This window comes from Pseudomonas sp. LPB0260 (assembly GCF_013388395.1).
The window spans coordinates 5,547,874-5,564,974 of record NZ_CP058247.1 but is presented as its reverse complement, the minus strand read 5'-3'; the positions used below and the strand labels follow the sequence as shown (position 1 = coordinate 5,564,974).

Here is a 17,101-nt window from a genome sequence, read left to right as displayed (position 1 = left end):
GCTTTTATGTTCACTGAAGCACCTCTTGTTGTTGTAGTTGCCACGAATTGTTTGAACAACCGGCCCGTCAACCGGACTGCTGCATCAGGAAGGCCATATGTCCGCCTTCGATGACCTGAAACGCCAGGTCTTCCTTGATCGCCAGGTCCGCCGCCAGCGCCGCCGCCCGGCCGTATTCGAAGCACTGCGCGGTGACCCGGCAGCTGGCCAGCGCCTCGTGCTCGCTGCTCAGGCAGCGACCGGCGACGATGATGTTCTTGCCGACCTTGGGCACCAGGGTGTGAAACGGCACTTCGTAGTAGTCGTCCACCAGCCACTCGGTCTTCGGCTTGGCGCCGTAGTGCAGTTCGATCGGCCAGGAGGTCCTGGCGATGGCGTCGCTGAACTTGCGCTTGCTGGTCACGTCGTCATTGGTCAGGCGCGCCACGCCGTCGATGGAACGGGTCTGGCGCACGCCGACCTCGGTGGCGTAGTCGATGAAGTAGCTGTCTTCGCAGCCCGGCAGGTTGGCCTTCATGAAGTCGAAGAAGGCCTTGGCCTGGTAGATGGAGAACTGCTCCGCCTCGCTGTGGTCGACCGGGTCGGTGACGTCCAGCGCCCGCTTGTCGAAGCCGGTGATCTTGGTGGCATTGACCAGCAGTTCACCGGGATTGACCGTGGGGAATAGCCAGACCTTCTTGCGCAGCAGTTCGTCCTGGGCTTCCAGCATGCTTACCACCTTGGGTGGCGAGATGGTGTCCTGGCCCCAGTAGGCGAGGTACTTCGGCAGGTTGACGTTGCCGACCTTGAACATCATCGAGGGGTTCTGGATGACGCCGTTGTTGCCCTTGGTGGTCTTCAGGCCCATCTTGTAGACCACATCGGCGTCGCCGCTGGCGTCGATGACCTTCCTGGCATACACCGCGGTGAACCCCGACTTGGTGTGCAGCACCATGCCCTTGAGCTCCTCCTCCTCGGCGATCACATCGATCATCTGGGTGTGGTAGAGCACGGTCACCCTGGCCGTCCGCAACATGTCGGTGGCGACCTTCTTGTACTTGGCGCAGTCATGGGTGGCGACCCAGGTCTTGCCGTAGATCTGCGGCTCGGTCAGGCCGCCCTCGCGGTACAGGGCATCGCGAAAGCGCTCGGCGAAGCCAAAGATGATCTGTTCGGGCGTGGCCTTGCTCGGGTCCTCGACCGTCATGTACAGGCCGCAGATGGTGCCGGACAGGCCAGCCACCGCGGCGCCGCCACAGAACCCCAGGCGCTCGATGAGCAGCACGCTGAGTCCGCGCTCGCCGGCGGTGACGGCGGCGGCGATGCCTGCCGGGCCTCCACCGACCACAACAACATCGAAGTGACCGAAGCAGTTCAGCTCGGCCTTGAATCCGGCGGGGAGATTTCGGGTGTAGGTCATGTCTGCGCTCATCTATCCAAACAATATTTAAAATATATTTTTGATATGCACAATAAACATCGCTTGCGATGGTCCTGTCAATGGCCGTTTATCCGCGATCCATTCGCGCACTCACCCGACCGCGCCGGGCGGCGAACAGGGTCCAGTGTTGTCGGAGGTGCAATTGGTCAGCGATGGGCGCTTATGGCGCCGGCCGGACAGGACGCTCGGGCCGAGGGCACGGGCGCAGATGGGCGATGGCGTGCGGGCGAGAATCCCGCCCCTGGCAGAAGCTGCGCTTTTCTCATCCCACGGGCTGGCGGTTGCGCCGCAGCGGCGTAGCATGGCCGGGTCAGAGGAACAGTCGATGGCAGCACTCGATCAGCTACAGGTCTTCCAGAGCATGAACAGCTCGCCGCACGCGCGTCTGCTGCGCAGCGCCGCGCTGGGCGACGGGCTGGGGGCGGCGCAGTGGAGCAACCACCACGACTGCCGGGACTACCAGGCGCCGAGCCACCACACCCTGTCCTGCTACCTGGCCGGCGGCACCGGCACCTTCCGCCGCGATCAGCCGCACAGCAAGGGCGGGCCGGACAAGCTGTGCATCCTGCCGGCCGGCCACGAGTCGGCCTGGGTGATCAATGGCGAGATCCAGCTGGCGCACCTGTATGTCAGCCAGGAGCAGTTCGCCCTCGGCGCCGTGCGCCTGCTCGACCGCGAACCGCGCGAGTTGCAGTTGCGCGAGCGCACCTTCCTCGATGATCCGTTGCAGGCCAGCCTGTTCCGCCGCCTGACCCGGCTGGACTGGGACGAGCCCGGCGAGCGCCTGCTGACCAGCAGCCTGGCCCACCAACTGCTCGATCGCGCGCTGCTGTCCCAGGTCCGCCGCCGCGACGGCCTGCGCCTGACCGGCGGCCTGGCGCCGGCGCAGCGGCGGCGGCTGCGCGAGTACATCGACAGCCACCTGGCCGAGCCCCTGAGCCTGGGCCAGCTGGCCGCGCTTTGCGCGCTGTCCGAATACCACTTCGCGCGGATGTTCCAGCTGAGCTTCGGCCTGCCGCCGCACCGCTACCTGCTCAACCAGCGCCTGGCCCGCGCCCAGGTGCTGTTGCGCCAGAGCGCCCTGCCCCTCGGCGAAATCGCCCTGGCCTGCGGCTTCGCCAGCGCCAGCCATTTCAGCAACCGCTTCCGCCAGGCGTTCGCCGCCACCCCGGGCCAGTACCGCAGCGCATTCGCCGGCTGACGCCCGCAAGGCGGCGCGGCTGTGTCAAAATCATCGGCTGTTCAGCGTTCGGCACCCGCATGCCAAGACTCGACCACATGCCCACGGGGCTCAGCCAATGAGCCTGGATATTCTGCACCTGCACCAGGATGACTGGCGGGCGGCCGTCGGCGACGGCGACTTCACCCGCGGCCTCGTCTACGCCCAGCAGGGCCGCAGCCGCCTGCTCAGCCTCAAGGACCATACCCTGTTGGCCAGCTGCCGCGGCTCCGGCGCGAATACCTACCGGCAACGCATCAGCCTGCATCCGCGCGGCCAGCACTGGGACGTGACCGGCCACTGCGACTGCCCGGTGGGGTTCAACTGCAAGCATGTGGTCGCCGCCCTGCTGACCCTGGAGCAGCAGCAACTCGCCGGCATCGACCTGAGCCCGCTGATCGTGCCGAGCAAGGACGCCGAGGAGCAGCGCCTCGAGGGCCTCGCGCCGCAGCCGGTGCTGACCCTCGGCAGCCACGTGCGGGTGCATTTCGATGCGCGCAAGGGGCGCATGCACGAGCAGACCCAGCACCGCGCCGCCCTGGCCTTCGACTACCAGGGCCACCTGGCGCACGGCAAGGCCACCAAGGACCTGGTGGTGCGCCAGAGCGCCAGGCTCAACCTGCGCATCATCCGCGACGCCGGCGCCGAGGCCGCGCTGCGCCAGCGCCTGCTCGGCAGCGGCGTGCAGGTGGCGCTGCGCCAGAGCGAGGCGCTGGCCGAGCACCCCGGCGAGCACTTCGAGCTGCTCGACGAGGCGGCCTGGCTGGCGTTCGTCCAGCAGCAGCTGCCGCAGTTGCGCGCTGAGGGCTGGCTGGTGCGCATGCAGCCGGACTTCCAGTACAACCTGGCGCAGGTGGATGATTGGTACGCCGAGGTCGAGGATGCGCCGGAGCACGACTGGTTCGACCTGGAGCTGGGCATCGAGGTCGAGGGCCAGCGCATCAGCCTGCTGCCGATCCTGCTGCAGGCGATCCGCCAGAAGCCCTGGCTGCTGACCGGCGACGCCCTGGCCCAGCGCGCCGATGAGGAGGTGCTGCTGGTCAACCTGCCGCACAGCGCCCGGCGCATCGCCCTGCCCTTCGCCCGCCTCAAGCCGCTGCTCGGCACCCTCGGCGAGCTGTTCTTCCGCGAGCCCGGCGAGCTCGGCCAGCGCCTGCGTCTGGGCCGCGCCGATGCCGCGCGCCTGAGCGGCCTGGAACAGGGCCCGGCACTCAACTGGCAGGGCGGCGAACAGCTGCGCGGCTTCGCCCAGCGCCTGCAGGCGCTGCCGAGCAAGCGGGTCAAGGCCCCGGCCGGCTTGCAGGCCAAGCTGCGCCCCTATCAGCTGCACGGCCTGGCCTGGATGCAGGCCCTCGCCGAGCTGGAAGTCGGCGGCGTGCTGGCCGACGACATGGGCCTGGGCAAGACCCTGCAGACCCTGGCACACATCCTCTGCGAGAAGCAGGCCGGGCGCCTGCAGCGGCCGGCGCTGATCGTCATGCCCACCAGCCTGATCCCCAACTGGCAGGACGAAGCCGCGCGCTTCACCCCCCAGCTCAGGGTGCTGGCGCTGCACGGGGCCAAGCGCCGGGCGCAGTTTCCGCTGATCGGCGAGCACGACCTGATCCTCACCACCTACGCCCTGCTGCCGCGCGACCTCAAGGTGCTGGGGGCGCAGCACTACCAGCTGCTGATTCTCGACGAGGCGCAGAACATCAAGAACCCGCGCAGCAAGGCGGCCCTCGCCGCCGGGCAGCTGCAGGCGCGGCAACGCCTGTGCCTGACCGGCACGCCGCTGGAGAATCACCTGGGCGAGCTGTGGTCGCTGTTCAACTGCCTGATGCCCGGCTGGCTCGGTGACAGCAAGAGCTTCACCCGCGACTACCGCACACCGATCGAGAAGCAGGCCAACGCCCAGCGCCTGGCGCACCTGCACGGGCGCATCAAGCCGTTCCTGCTGCGCCGCACCAAGGAACAGGTGGCCCGCGAGTTGCCGCCCAAGACCGAGATCACCCACTGGGTCGAACTGACCGAGGCCCAGCGCGATCGCTACGAGACCCTGCGCCTGGCCATGGACCAGAAGGTCCGCGCCGAGATCGCCCGCCAGGGCCTGGCGCGCAGCCAGATCGTCATCCTCGAAGCGCTGCTGCGCCTGCGCCAGGCCTGCTGCGACCTGCGCCTGCTCGGCGACGAGCCGGGGCAGCTGCACAGCGGCGACTCGGGCAAGCTCAGCGCCCTGCTGGAGATGCTCGAGGAACTGGTCGAGGAAGGCCGGCGGGTGCTGCTGTTCTCCCAGTTCACCTCGATGCTCGAGCTGATCGAGGCGGAACTGCAGGCCCGGCACATCGCCTACGCCAAGCTCACCGGCAGCACCCAGGACCGCCGCACCCCGGTGCAGCAGTTCCAGGCCGGGCAGTTCCCGGTGTTCCTGATCAGCCTCAAGGCCGGCGGCGCCGGCCTCAACCTCACCGCCGCCGACACGGTGATCCACTTCGACCCCTGGTGGAACCCGGCGGCCGAGGCCCAGGCCAGCGACCGCGCCTACCGCATCGGCCAGGACAAGCCGGTGTTCGTCTACAAGCTGATCGCCCGCGGCAGCGTCGAGGAGAAGATCCAGCAACTGCAGCAGGCCAAGGCCGGCCTGGCCAAGGGCGTGCTGGAGGGCGGCAGCCAGGCGCAGTGGCAACTGAGCGAGGACGACCTGCAGGCGCTGTTCGCCCCCCTGGACTGACTACCCTCAGCCCCGTAGCCCGGATGCAATCCGGGTGCGGTGTGCCGTCGAAATCTTTCCCGGATTACATCCGGGCTACGGTCAGCTCGAGAGTTGCGCAGCGCGCGACCTCTCTTGTCGCCCTATTTCCGTCGGAGCACCAGCCAGGTGGCAGCGTCTGCGCGGCCCGTGAATCATCTGTCCAGAACATTGTCCCCGACCACTTCCCCGGTCGCGTCGATCGCCTTGCTGGAAGGAAACTTGTATGACGCGAACCGGACCGCCACGACCGAGAGCGACAGCAGGAATATCCCGCCGCACAGGTAGAGCAGGCCGATATCCGGAGCCTTGTGGTGAGACACGTCACCGATCAGGTAGCGCGTCAGTGCGGTGATCGCGATGTACAGCAAGAAGCGGATGGGCAGATGGTTGGTCTTGAAATAGATGCCGACCATCGCCCCCAGCTCGAGGTAGATGAACAGCAGGAGGATGTCGTCGATGCTCGCGTGGCCTTTGTCGAGCATGTCCATGAACGCCATCACGGAGGCCCACGCGGTGGCCGCCCCGATGGCGAACAAGCCCAGGTAGTGAAACCCCTCGACCAGCAGATTCCCGATGGAATTTGCCCCATCATGCATACGCTTGCGGCTGCTTACGACCCACTTCATCCTCGGTTACCTCAAATCAGTCCAGAAACAGTGACAGCTGGGCTCGCCGGCCAGCAGGCTGCACGAAAACGCCGATTGGGGCATCGGCCAAGAAACCGCCCCCCAACAGGGCGTGTGCCGCGCGGATATGCACGTCGGCAGGTTGCACCGTGCCGTGTCGAGGCCCACACCCCAGGTGACAATGTCTTATGCAGCAACGGGGCCAGCCCGCCGCCGAACGGGCCGGCTCGCGCGGTCGATACTACGTGGAAGCAGCAGGAAGGCTCTGCGGCGCATCGCCGCAGAGTTCAAGAAAGGGGCGCCCTCAGCCGGACGCCGCCCGGGTCACTCGCTGATGGCGCCACACTGGGCGGTCGGCATGAGCTTGAGGAACTGCTTGGAGCTCATGTGCACCAGCCCCTCATGGTCGCCGGACTCGAAGTACAGGTCCTTGACCTCCTTGAGCGACTCGTCGATCACTGTGTCCATCTCGAAGGCACTGCCCACCGGCGGAATTGCGCCGTTGGCGCAGTCGCTGAAACGCGGGGTGAATTCGTTCTCCCGCGCCAGGCGCCAGTGCCGCTTGGTCAGCTTGCGTACCTTGTTGAGGTTGACCTGACGCGTGGCCGGTACCACCGCCATCAGCCAGTGGCCCTGGAAGTCGTCGAGGATCACCGACTTGGCCATCAGGTGCGGCGGCACGCCGGCACGCCGGGCCGCTTCGCGGCTGGTCATCGAGGGGTCGTGCTGGAGCATGTCGTAGCGCGAATGATGCTCCGACAGATAGTTTTGCAAACGATTGGCCATGGTCATGATGCACCTCCTGCCGCTGGCCTGAGGATTGACGCCGGCCCCATCGTCCCGATGAAACCTGCGAGAACCGGTGCTTGCGCCGCCGGTCGTGGTCGCCGCGCGCCGGTGGCGCGCCGCGGGAGGCTGCCAACCTCCCTGGCGAGCCTGGCGGCCATCGTCACCGCCCACTCTCTAAGTCTAGTGCAGCGAGCCGCCTACGCCGCGCCTCGGGTCGCCTGGACCATGGCGTCCACCATGCACCGGGCAGGCGCGGCCCGGCCCTAGGAGTACTCTTCGGCGGCCACCTCGAGGAAGGCCGCGACCACCTTGGGGTCGAACTGCTTGCCGGCGCGCTCCTGGATGTAGTCCAGGGAAGCGGACAGCGACCAGGGCTCCTTGTACGGCCGCCGATGCATCAGCGCATCGAACACGTCGATCACCGCGACGATACGCGCCGCCAGCGGTATTTCCTCGCCCCGGAGCCCCTGTGGATAACCGTTGCCATCGAAATGCTCGTGGTGGCCGCCGGCGATCTCGGCGCCGATCGACAGGTAGCTCTGGCCCTCCACCATGCGCGCCGAACGCTGCAGGATGGCCGCGCCGATGCTGGCGTGGCGGCGCATCACCTCGCGTTGCTCATCGTCATGAACCCCGGGCTTGAACAGCACCAGGTCAGGGGTCGCGACCTTGCCGACGTCGTGCAGGATGCTGGCCATGCCGACCAGCTCGAGGAAGCGTGGCGTCAGCAGCTCGAGGTAGTCGCCGCGCTCGGCCATGCGCTGGGCGGTGCGCGCGGTCCAGCGCTCGACGCGCAGCACGTGGTCGCCGGTGTCGCTGTCGCGGTACTCGGCCAGATCGGCCAGGGCCACCACTGTGGCCTCCTGGGCGCGGGTCATCTGCAGGTGATGGTGCAGGTTGTCGAAGGCCGAGGCGATGCGGCTGCAGAACACCTCCAGCAGGTCCTTGTCGACCGCGGTCAGCGGCCAGGGCGGGGTGAAGTAGAGGAGGAACTCGTGGCGGGTCTGGGTCGGGATGTAGAGCACCTCGTTGGGGTAGTCATACAGGCTCTGGCGAGTCTCGATCGCCTTCAGCATCAGCGGATAGGCCGGGTGCTGCTCGTCCAGTTCGTCGTGCTGGGCCATGTCCGAGAAGCTGCCGGTGGCGCCGAGCACCTGCAGGGCCACCGATCCCGAGCCGGCGCCGCGGCGCACGCAGAGGATGCCATGGGTACCGACATCGAGGATGGCGCCGATCTGCGCCAGCACGCCGGAGGCGAACTCGCGCAGCGAGTGCATCTGGTAGAGGTTGGCCGAGCCCTCGAGGATCTTGCTCAGGCCCTGGCGGCTGCGCTCGATGGCCAGCAGGCTCTCGTAGGCGCGCAGGGAGGAAATCACCGTGGTGTAGAGCTTCTGCAGGGTCAGCTCGGTCTTGGCTTTGTAGTCGTTGATGTCGTAGGCGACTATCACCTCCTGCTCCGGCGCCTGCCCCGGCTGGCCGGTGCGCAGGACGATGCGCACCAGCTGGTTGTCCAGCTCCTCGCGCACCCGTCGGACCAGGCGCAGGCCGGCGTCATCGGTCTCCATCACCACGTCGAGCAGGGTCAGGGCGATATCCGGCTGGTCGCGCAGCAGGGCAAAGCCCTCTTCGCCGGAATGGGCACTGAGCAACTCCAGGCCGCGGCCCTTGTATTCGATGCCGCGCAGCGCCAGTTGGGTGACCCGGTGTACGTCCGGCTCATCGTCGACTATCAGCAGCCGCCACGGCGCCAGCGGTTTGTCGGCGGCGGGTTCGACGCTGTCGTCGAGCAGCCAGTCGTCCGCCTCGTCAGGATATTCGTTGCTCACGTCGCCTCCTCCGCCGGGTGCGGGGCTGTGCGTGGCATGTGCAGGGTGAAGCAGGTGCCGCTGCCGACCGTGCTCGCCACTTGGATCTGCCCGCCCAGGCGCTGGGTCACAATGTTATAGACCACATGCAGGCCCAAACCGCTGCCGCCGGCGCCCCGCTTGGTGGTGAAGAAGGGCTCGAAGATGTGCGGCAGGTGCTCGGCGGCGATGCCCTGGCCGTCATCCTCGAAGCGCAGGACCACCCACTCGCCCTCGGTTCGGGCGCTGAGCTCGACCCGTCCGGCCGCGCCTGAGGGGTAGGCATGGGTCACCGCATTGACCAGCAGGTTGGTCACCACCTGGGCCAGGGCGCCGGGGTAGCCGTCCAGCTGGATGTCCGCCGGGCAGCTGTTGCTCACCTCGATCGGCAGGCGCTTGTAGGTCGGCCGCAGGCTCTCGACCACCTCGTCGAGGTAGCGGGCGAGGTTGAACTCGCGCCGCGCCTCGCTGGTCTGGTCCACCGCCACCTGCTTGAAGCTGTGCACCAGATGGGCGGCGCGGTTGGCATTGGCCAGGATCAGCTCGACGCTCTCGGCGGCGGTGCGCAGGTAGCCCTCGACATCGGACTTCCTGAGCTGTCCGGCCTGCAACTGGCTGTCGAAGCGGCGGGTCTGCTCGGCCAGCACGCTGGCGCCGGTCAGGGTGATGCCCAGGGGCGTGTTGATCTCGTGGGCGACCCCGGCGACCAGGCCGCCCAGGGCCGCCAGCTTCTCCGCCTGGATCAGCGTGGCCTGGGCGCGCTGCAATTCCTCGTAGGCCCGGCGGATATCGCCCTCGGCCTGGCGCCTGGCGTCCAGGTCTTCGGCCAGGCGCCGGGTGATGCGCTTGAAACCGCCGAGCACCTCGCCGAACTCGTCGAGAGGGGTGCTCGGCAGCTCCAGCGACTCGGGCGGGCCACGGTGCTCGGCCGCCTGGTTGAGTGCGTCGCGCAGCCCGGCCAGGGGCTTGAGCACCTGCAGGCGCAGGCTGAGCGACAGCGCCGCGACCAGCAGCACGTCCAGGGCGAGGATCTCCAGGAAGCGCCGCCACACCTGTTCGTTCAGGGTGTCGTGCATGGCCTGGCGCGACAGCAGCACCTGCGTCCGACCGAGCACCTGCTGCTCGTTGCGCCCCCGGTTGTACACCGGAAAGTTCAGCTGCTCGTAGTCGCCGGCACGACTGCGCGCCGGCTCCAGCACACCGACGGCGGCCACCTGCTCGCCGTGTTCGCTTTGCACCAGGATGCCCAGCACCGGGGGCTTCAGCTCGGCGGCCAGGTTTTCCTGCAGGGTGGTGGTGTCGAAATTCCACAATGGGTTGACCAGATTGGTCTGCAGGCGCTGCTGCACGCTGTCGCGGGTGCGCTGGTACTGCTCGAGCAACTGGCTGCGCATGCTCCAGTAGGCCAGCGCGCCGGAACAGCCGAGCAGCAGAGTGACCAGCACCACGAACAGGGCATTGAGGCGGAAAGCTATGCTGTTTCTCATCACCTACCCCCGCCGATCCCAGGCGTAGTCAACGGGCACCGGAATCGGCAGCGCGAGAAGGACGGGGTCAAGCCTTAGCTATCACCATAGTCCACAGGGGGTGGGGCCGAGCGCCTGAGGCGCGCGGGGGCGATGCCCGGCCGAGCCGATCGCCCCTATCGCCGCCGCATGGCCACCACCGAGGGAATCCGCCGATGCACGACATCAAGCCCTGGCGAGCCGGCTCGCTGCTGCTGAGCCTGCTGATGCTGCTGACGCCGCTGGCGCCGCGCGCCGATACGCTGGTGACCCTGCTGGTCGACGAGGCCTACCCGCCCTTCACCTACCGCACAGCCGAAGGTGGGGCCGCCGGCATCTATGTCGATGTGCTGCGCGCCGCCGCGCCGCTTCTGCGCGGCTACCGCCTCGAGTTCCAGCCCATGCCCTGGCGCCGGGCGATGACCGAGATCGAGTCCGGTCGGGCGCTGGCGGTGGTGCCGCCCTACTACCGGCCCCAGGAGCGGCCGTGGATCAACCCCTACTCGGAGCCGATCCTCCAGGAGCGGGTGGTGGTGTTCTGCCACCACGCGGTGTTCGCCGAGGCGCCGCGGCCGCGCTGGCCGGATGACTACCAGGGCCTGCGCTTCGGCAACAACCCGGGCTACCTGTCGGCGGACCCGGCCTTCTGGCGGGCAGTGGACCTCGAGCAGATCGAGGTCGAGGACGCCCCGGGCAACCGGGCCAACCTGCAGAAGCTGCTGCACCGGCGCATCGACTGCTACTTCAACGAACGCCTGTCGATCCTCGCCGAACTCACGCAGATGCGCCGCGAAGGCCTGTTGACCGACAGCGACGCCACGGTGATAGTCGAGGGCCCTACCATCTCGATGGAAAACAGCTACGTCGGCTTCAGCGCCCGCGGCGGCGGGCGTTTCCCCTACAAGCAGGACTTCGTCCGCCAGCTGAACGCGGCCTTGCAGCAGCTGCAGAAGTCGCACGAGATCGAGCGGATCGTCCAGCGCTACACCGACTGAATCGCCGTGCGCCCACCGGCGCGGCGTCGGCGCCTTGAGCGCCATGGGCTTTGCAGGCCGACGCGAGTGCATTACACTGCGCCACCACTGTATAAATAAACAGTTTCCAGCAACCCTATCAGCGTGAAGGCGTAGAGGTGATGAATGGCCGTCGAAGTGGTGTACCGCAGCAGTCGAGATCTGGAGCGTTTGTTTATGGATAAGGCCGAAGCCGACCGTCACGACAAGATGCTCGAACTGGCCGAGCTGCTCACCGAGGTGCTGCAGAAGGCCGTGCCCTCGCTGAACGAGCAACAGGGCGAGGAACTGGGCATCTACATGGCGAAGAACCGTGACATCTTCGCCAAGGCCTTCAAGAACCAGCCCGACGCCCTGAGCGAGCTGGGCCAGGACGACAGCGCCGAGTAACGCGCAGCGGCTGGTACTGGCACAAGCTTGTCATTTACCCGGGACTGCGGCAGGGTCACCAGACCAACGTCTCTGCCGCAGGAAGCCCCCATGTCGAAGCTCTTCCCCAGTATCGATCCCGACGGCCTGATCGAATATTCGGTGGTCTATACCGACCGCTCGCTCAACCACATGTCGCAGTCGTTCCAGCAGGTGATGAACGACATCTCGCGCACCCTCAAGCAGGTCTACAACGCCCAGGGCGTGGCGGTGGTGCCGGGCAGCGGCACCTTCGGCATGGAGGCGGTGGCGCGCCAGCTGGCGACCGGGCAGCAGTGCCTGGTCATCCGCAACGGCTGGTTCAGCTACCGCTGGAGCCAGATCTTCGAGATGGGCAACATCCCGGCCGCCTGCACGGTGCTCAAGGCCCGCCCTGTCGAGCCTGGCCGCCAGGCCGCGTTCGCCCCCGCGCCCCTCGACGAAGTGCTGGCGAGCATCGCCGCCGAGCGCCCGCAGCTGGTGTTCGCCCCCCATGTGGAAACCGCCTCCGGCATGCTCCTGCCGGATGACTACCTGCGCGCCGTGGCCGACGCCGTGCACGCGGTCGGCGGCCTGTTCGTGCTCGACTGCATCGCCTCCGGGACCCTGTGGGTCGACATGCAGGCCTGCGGCATCGACGTGCTGATCAGCGCCCCGCAGAAAGGCTGGAGCGGCTCGCCCTGCTGCGCCCTGGTGATGCTCAGCGAACGGGCCCTGGCGCGGGTCGAGGCCACCCAGAGCAGCAGCTTCGCCTGCGACCTGAAGAAGTGGCTGCAGATCATGCAGGCCTACGAACAGGGCGGCCACGCCTACCACGCGACCATGCCCTGCGACGCCCTGGCGCGCTTTCGCGAGGTGATGCTGGAAACCCAGGCCTACGGCTTCGCCAAGGTGCGCGACGAACAGCTGCAACTCGGCGAGCGGGTGCGCACCCTGCTGAGCGCCCGCGGCTTCAGGAGCGTGGCCGCCGAGGGCTTCCAGGCGCCCGGCGTGGTGGTCTGCTACACCGACGACGAGGGCATCAAGAGCGGCAGGAAGTTCGCCGCCCATGGCCTGCAGACCGCCGCCGGGGTGCCCCTGCAATGCGACGAGCCGGCCGACTTCCAGACCTTCCGCATCGGCCTGTTCGGCCTGGACAAGCTGAACAATATCCAACGCACCGTCGACACCCTGGAACAGGCGCTGGACCAGGTGCTGAGCGACTGAGCGGCAAAGACCCGCGGGGCGCTCAGCTGGCCGGCGCAGCCAGGCTGAACACCAGCGCCTTGAGCCCGCCCTGCGGATCGACATCGGCGAATTCGGGGGGATTGTCCAGGCGCTCGACGAAGTGCAGCGCCGGCGCCTGGCTGGCCATCGCCTCGATCAGGTACTGCGCGCCGATGGCCGGATCGTTGAGGCAGGCCAGCACCATGGCCTGCGGCGCCAGCAGGTCGGGCAGGCGCCGCAGCACCTTCTGGTAGTCCTGGGTCAGCACGAAGCTGCCCTTCTGGAAGGAAGGCGGATCGATGATCAGCAGGTCGTAGGGCCCGGACTTCCTCACCTTGCCCCAGGACTTGAACAGGTCATGGCCGAGGAAGCTGACCCGGGCGAGGTCGTGCCGGTTGAGCCGGTGGTTGTCCCGCCCCCGGCTCAGCGCCGCCTTGGCCATGTCCAGGTTCAGCACATGCTCGGCGCCACCGGCGAGCGCCGCCACCGAGAAGCCGCAGGTGTAGGCGAACAGGTTGAGCACCCGCTTGCCCCGGGCATGCTCACGCACCCAGCGGCGGCCATAACGCATGTCGAGGAACAGGCCGGTGTTCTGCTTTCGCCCCAGGTCCAGCTGGAAACGCAGGCCACCTTCGCTGATCTGCCATTGCTCGCGGGGCTCGCCCAGCAACCACTCGCCGGGGCTGTCCGGCAGGTAGCGGTGCTGCAGCACAATCGCCTGGGCCTGGCTGGCACGCCAGGCCGTCGACTCGGCCAGCGCCAGCAACGTCCGCCGCAGTCCGGCCAGCTCGTCCGCCTGCGGCTGGCGAAACAGCGCCACCAGCAGCACCCCCTGCAACCAGTCGACGGTGAGCTGCTCCAGGCCCGGCCAGCGTCGCCCGCGTCCGTGCAAGAACCGGCGTGCCTCGGCCGGCGGCGGATTCAAGGCGTCGAGCAGGTGTTGCTGCAGGGTGTCGAGGGCGGCAGGATTCATGACTCGCATTCACTAGGGCGTTGCCGGCGATTTTAACCGCAGTCAGCGCCCGCGGACGGCCAATCCATCGATCCGGCGGCGGAACCCGGCGCCGCCCTACAGCAATGAAGCGCCCGAACTCACGAAGCGGGAGAACGCCTGCGCCACCGGCGATGGCGGCTTGCTGCGCCAGCGCACCAGGTACCAGCGGTTGGGGATCGGGAACTGCTCCACATCCAACTCCACCAGATTGCCCGGCGCCGTATGCACCAGGGTATGGCGTGACAGGATCGCAATGCCCAGGCCGGCGGCCACCGACTCCTTGATCGCCTCGTTGCTTTCGATGGTCATGTGCGGCTTGAGGGTCCAGCCGCAGCGGGCGAAATGCTCCTCGATGGCGCGCCGGGTTCCGGAGCCGGCCTCGCGGCTGATGAAACGCTGGTCGGCCAGGTACTCCCAGCGCAGGTTGCGACGCTCGGCCAGCGGGTGGCGGGCCGGGGCGATCACCACCAACGGGTTGTCCGCCAGGGGCGTGGCCTGGATATCCAGGTGCTCGGGCGGCTGGCTGAACACGTAGAGGTCATCAAGGTTGTCCTGCAGGCGCCGGATCACCTCGGAGCGGTTGGCGACGTTGAACTGCACCTCGACATCCGGGTGCGCCTGGCAGAACGGGCCGAGCAGGCGCGGCACCAGGTACTTGGCGGTGGTCACCACGCCCAGGCGCAACTGGCCGGCGGTCAGGCCATGCAACTGACCGAGGCGCATCTCCAGGCGGTCGAGGGCATCGAACAGCTCGCGGGTACTGTGCAGCACCTCGCGTCCGGCATCGGTCAGGTACAGGCGCTTGCCGATCTGCTCGAACAGGCTCAGGCCCAGGGCCTGCTGCAGCTTGCCCAACTGGCTGGACACCGACGACTGGGCCAGGTGCAACGCATGGGCGGCCTCGGTAACGCTCAGGCGCTCGGCCACCTCGCGGAATATCTCCAGCTGGCGGAAGGTGGTCTGGCGAGTGTGAAAACGCAGTCTTTCCATTGCTTATCCGCGATGCTTGTTTGCAGTTAAATCGATTATCAACAATGAAGAATTCTTCCGAGAATAGCCTCGCCCACCCGAAACGACGAGGTTCCCATGTACAAGACGCCCATTACCGTGGCCTACGGCGACGGCATCGGCCCGGAAATCATGCAGGCCACCCTGCAGATCCTCGAGGCCGCCGGCGCGGCGATAGCGCCCGAGGTGATCGAGGTCGGCGAGGCCGTCTACCTGCGCGGCGAGAGCGCGGGCATCGCCCCCGAGGCCTGGGACTCGCTGCGACGCACCCGGGTGTTTCTCAAGGCGCCGATCACCACCCCCCAGGGCGGTGGCTACAAGAGCCTCAACGTCACCACCCGCAAGGCCCTCGGCCTGTTCGCCAACGTGCGCCCCTGCGTGGCCTACGCGCCCTTCGTCGCGACCCGCCACCCGAGCATGGACCTGGTGATCGTCCGCGAGAACGAGGAAGACCTCTACGCCGGCATCGAGCACCGCCAGAGCGACGAGGTCTACCAGTGCCTCAAGCTGATCTCGCGCCCGGGCTGTGAACGCATCGTCCGCTACGCCTTCGAATACGCCCGCCAGCATGGCCGGCGCAAGGTCAGCTGCTTCGTCAAGGACAACATCATGAAGCTCACCGACGGCCTGTTCCACCAGGTCTTCGATGAGATCGGCCGCGACTACCCGGAGCTGGAGCAGGACTGCTGGATCGTCGACATCGGCGCGGCCAAGCTGGCCGACACGCCGGAGCTGTTCGACGTCATCGTCATGCCCAACCTCTACGGCGACATCCTCTCCGATGTCGCCGCGCAGATCGCCGGCAGCGTCGGCATGGCCGGCTCGGCCAATATCGGCCAGCAGTGCGCGATGTTCGAGGCCATCCACGGTTCGGCGCCGCGGCGCGCCGGGCAGAACCTGGCCAACCCCTCGGGCCTCTTGCAAGGCGCCATCCTCATGCTCCTGCACATCGGCCAGGGCGAGGTGGCCACGCGCATCCACAACGCCTGGCTGCGCACCCTGGAAGAGGGCCTGCACACCTACGACATCTTCGATGCCGAGCACAGCCGGCAGAAACTCGGCACCCGCGAGTTCGCCGAGGCCATCATCGCCCGCCTCGGCCAGCGCCCCGAACGCCTCAAGGCCGTGGATTACCCCGACGACAGCCGCATCGCCCTGAAACCGCTGGCCGAGCGCCCGGCCGCGCGCAAACAGCTGGTGGGCGTGGACATCTTCCTGCACCACAAGGGCCGGGACCCCGATGCCCTCGGCCAGCGCCTCAAGTCCCTTGGCATCCCCGGCCTGCCGCTGTCGGTGATCACCAACCGCGGGGTCAAGGTGTGGCCCAAGGGCTTCCCCGAGACCTCCTGCGTCGACCACTGGCGCTGCCGCTTCCTCGCGGACTCAGGCGATACCCTCGACTTCGGCGAGCTGCTGTCACTGCAAACCCGCCTGTACATGGCCGGCTTCGAGCCGATCAAGACCGAGAACCTCTACAACTTCGACGGCGCACCCGGTTACGCCGCGGTCCACGGCTGAGGGGAACAACATGCAGACACTGGCCTTCCTGACCTGCCACGGCAAGGCGCCGCTGGTGGCCGAGCCCCTGGCCGCCTGCGGCTACCAGGTGCTGACGGTCGGCGACTACGACACCGACCGCTTCGGCACCTTCAGCCGCGAAGTCGAGCGCCCCGGCAGTGCCCAGGAAACCGCCCTGGCCAAGGCCCGCATGGCCGCCGAGCGCGCCGGCACACGCTTCGGCCTGGGCAGCGAGGGCAGCTTCGGCCGCGACCCGTATCTCGGCTGCCTGCCCTGGGACAGCGAGCTGCTGTGCTGGTGGGACCGCGAGCGCGGCTACCCGGTCTACGCCAGCCAGGGTTCGAGCGACACCAATTATGCGCAGCGCCTGGTCACCCGCCTGGACGAGGTGGAGCAGTTCGCCAGCCAGATCGGCTTCCCCGAGCACGGGCTGATCCTCGGGCGCAGCGGCGAGCCCTGGTTCAGCAAGGGCCTGCGCGTGGCCAGCGCCCTGCAGCAGGCCGCTGCGATACTCGCCGCACAAGGCGAGCTCTGGCTGGAAAGCGACATGCGCGCGCACCTCAACCCGAGCCGCCAGCGGGTGATCCGCAGCGCCGCGGGGCGACTGGCCGAGCGCCTCAGCTGCCGTTGCCCGCAATGCACGGCGCCGGGCTTCGCCCTGGCCCGCATCGACTCCGGCCAACGCTGCCGCGCCTGCGACTATCCGACCCGGAGGGCGACGCGCGAGCACTGGCTGTGCCCGGCCTGCAGCCATGGCGAAAGCCGCGAAATCCAGGGCTGGGCCGACCCAGCCGATTGCCAGCTGTGCAACCCATGAGGC

At 67.7% G+C, this 17,101-nt stretch carries 14 protein-coding genes; 7 read left to right on the top strand and 7 right to left on the bottom strand.

The window, feature by feature from the left end; translation table 11 throughout:
- Positions 1-67: 67 nt before the first annotated feature.
- Complete coding sequence (locus tag LPB260_RS24905; protein ID WP_208708565.1) at positions 68-1,399, bottom strand: FAD-dependent oxidoreductase; 1,332 nt, start codon at positions 1,397-1,399, stop codon at positions 68-70.
- A 346-nt stretch (positions 1,400-1,745) separates the two neighbouring features.
- Between LPB260_RS24905 and LPB260_RS24900 the strand changes: the two genes are divergently transcribed.
- Positions 1,746-2,621 carry a helix-turn-helix domain-containing protein gene (locus LPB260_RS24900; RefSeq protein ID WP_208708564.1) on the top strand — a complete coding sequence of 292 codons (876 nt, stop codon included), beginning with the start codon at positions 1,746-1,748 and terminating at the stop codon, positions 2,619-2,621.
- Between the two features lie 97 nt (positions 2,622-2,718).
- Positions 2,719-5,349: a DEAD/DEAH box helicase gene (locus LPB260_RS24895; RefSeq protein WP_208708563.1), complete on the top strand. Its 2,631-nt coding sequence runs from the start codon at positions 2,719-2,721 to the stop codon at positions 5,347-5,349.
- A 173-nt stretch (positions 5,350-5,522) separates the two neighbouring features.
- Here LPB260_RS24895 and LPB260_RS24890 read toward each other — a convergent pair whose 3' ends face one another.
- From LPB260_RS24890 to LPB260_RS24875, 4 genes are all read right to left on the bottom strand, one after another.
- Positions 5,523-5,996 carry a phosphate-starvation-inducible protein PsiE gene (locus tag LPB260_RS24890; RefSeq protein WP_208708562.1) on the bottom strand — a complete coding sequence of 158 codons (474 nt, stop codon included), beginning with the start codon at positions 5,994-5,996 and terminating at the stop codon, positions 5,523-5,525.
- A 324-nt stretch (positions 5,997-6,320) separates the two neighbouring features.
- Positions 6,321-6,788: an aminoacyl-tRNA deacylase gene (locus tag LPB260_RS24885; RefSeq protein ID WP_208708561.1), complete on the bottom strand. Its 468-nt coding sequence runs from the start codon at positions 6,786-6,788 to the stop codon at positions 6,321-6,323.
- A gap of 260 nt (positions 6,789-7,048) precedes the next feature.
- The gene (locus tag LPB260_RS24880) at positions 7,049-8,611 is read right to left on the bottom strand and encodes a response regulator (RefSeq protein ID WP_208708560.1); all 1,563 of its coding nucleotides are present in this window, start codon (positions 8,609-8,611) and stop codon (positions 7,049-7,051) included.
- Positions 8,608-10,116: a sensor histidine kinase gene (locus LPB260_RS24875; RefSeq protein ID WP_208708559.1), complete on the bottom strand. Its 1,509-nt coding sequence runs from the start codon at positions 10,114-10,116 to the stop codon at positions 8,608-8,610. Before LPB260_RS24875 ends, LPB260_RS24880 begins: the two co-directional genes overlap by 4 nt.
- Before the next feature lie 194 nt (positions 10,117-10,310).
- Between LPB260_RS24875 and LPB260_RS24870 the strand changes: the two genes are divergently transcribed.
- The 3 genes from LPB260_RS24870 to LPB260_RS24860 all read left to right on the top strand — a co-directional run bounded on the left by LPB260_RS24870 (position 10,311) and on the right by LPB260_RS24860 (position 12,761).
- On the top strand, positions 10,311-11,129 hold the full coding sequence (locus LPB260_RS24870; protein WP_208708558.1) for an ABC transporter substrate-binding protein: 819 nt from the start codon (positions 10,311-10,313) through the stop codon (positions 11,127-11,129).
- A gap of 144 nt (positions 11,130-11,273) precedes the next feature.
- Positions 11,274-11,537, top strand: coding sequence for a YebG family protein (locus LPB260_RS24865; protein WP_208708557.1), 264 nt, complete (start codon positions 11,274-11,276; stop codon positions 11,535-11,537).
- A gap of 90 nt (positions 11,538-11,627) precedes the next feature.
- Positions 11,628-12,761, top strand: coding sequence for an aminotransferase class V-fold PLP-dependent enzyme (locus LPB260_RS24860; protein ID WP_208708556.1), 1,134 nt, complete (start codon positions 11,628-11,630; stop codon positions 12,759-12,761).
- A gap of 22 nt (positions 12,762-12,783) precedes the next feature.
- Here LPB260_RS24860 and LPB260_RS24855 read toward each other — a convergent pair whose 3' ends face one another.
- Both LPB260_RS24855 and LPB260_RS24850 read right to left on the bottom strand, forming a co-directional pair.
- Complete coding sequence (locus LPB260_RS24855) at positions 12,784-13,734, bottom strand: class I SAM-dependent methyltransferase (RefSeq protein WP_208708555.1); 951 nt, start codon at positions 13,732-13,734, stop codon at positions 12,784-12,786.
- A 96-nt stretch (positions 13,735-13,830) separates the two neighbouring features.
- A complete protein-coding gene (locus tag LPB260_RS24850) occupies positions 13,831-14,745 on the bottom strand; it encodes a LysR family transcriptional regulator (protein WP_208708554.1) in 915 nt (304 codons plus the stop codon).
- A gap of 96 nt (positions 14,746-14,841) precedes the next feature.
- Here LPB260_RS24850 and LPB260_RS24845 point away from each other — a divergent pair, with 96 nt between their 5' ends.
- Together LPB260_RS24845 and LPB260_RS24840 are read left to right on the top strand one after the other, a co-directional pair.
- Positions 14,842-16,281 (top strand): NADP-dependent isocitrate dehydrogenase, encoded by a 1,440-nt coding sequence (locus tag LPB260_RS24845; RefSeq protein WP_208708553.1) that lies wholly within the window; start codon positions 14,842-14,844, stop codon positions 16,279-16,281.
- A gap of 10 nt (positions 16,282-16,291) precedes the next feature.
- Entirely contained in the window at positions 16,292-17,098 is an 807-nt protein-coding gene (locus tag LPB260_RS24840) for a DUF6671 family protein (RefSeq protein ID WP_208708552.1), read from the top strand.
- Positions 17,099-17,101: the final 3 nt, after the last annotated feature.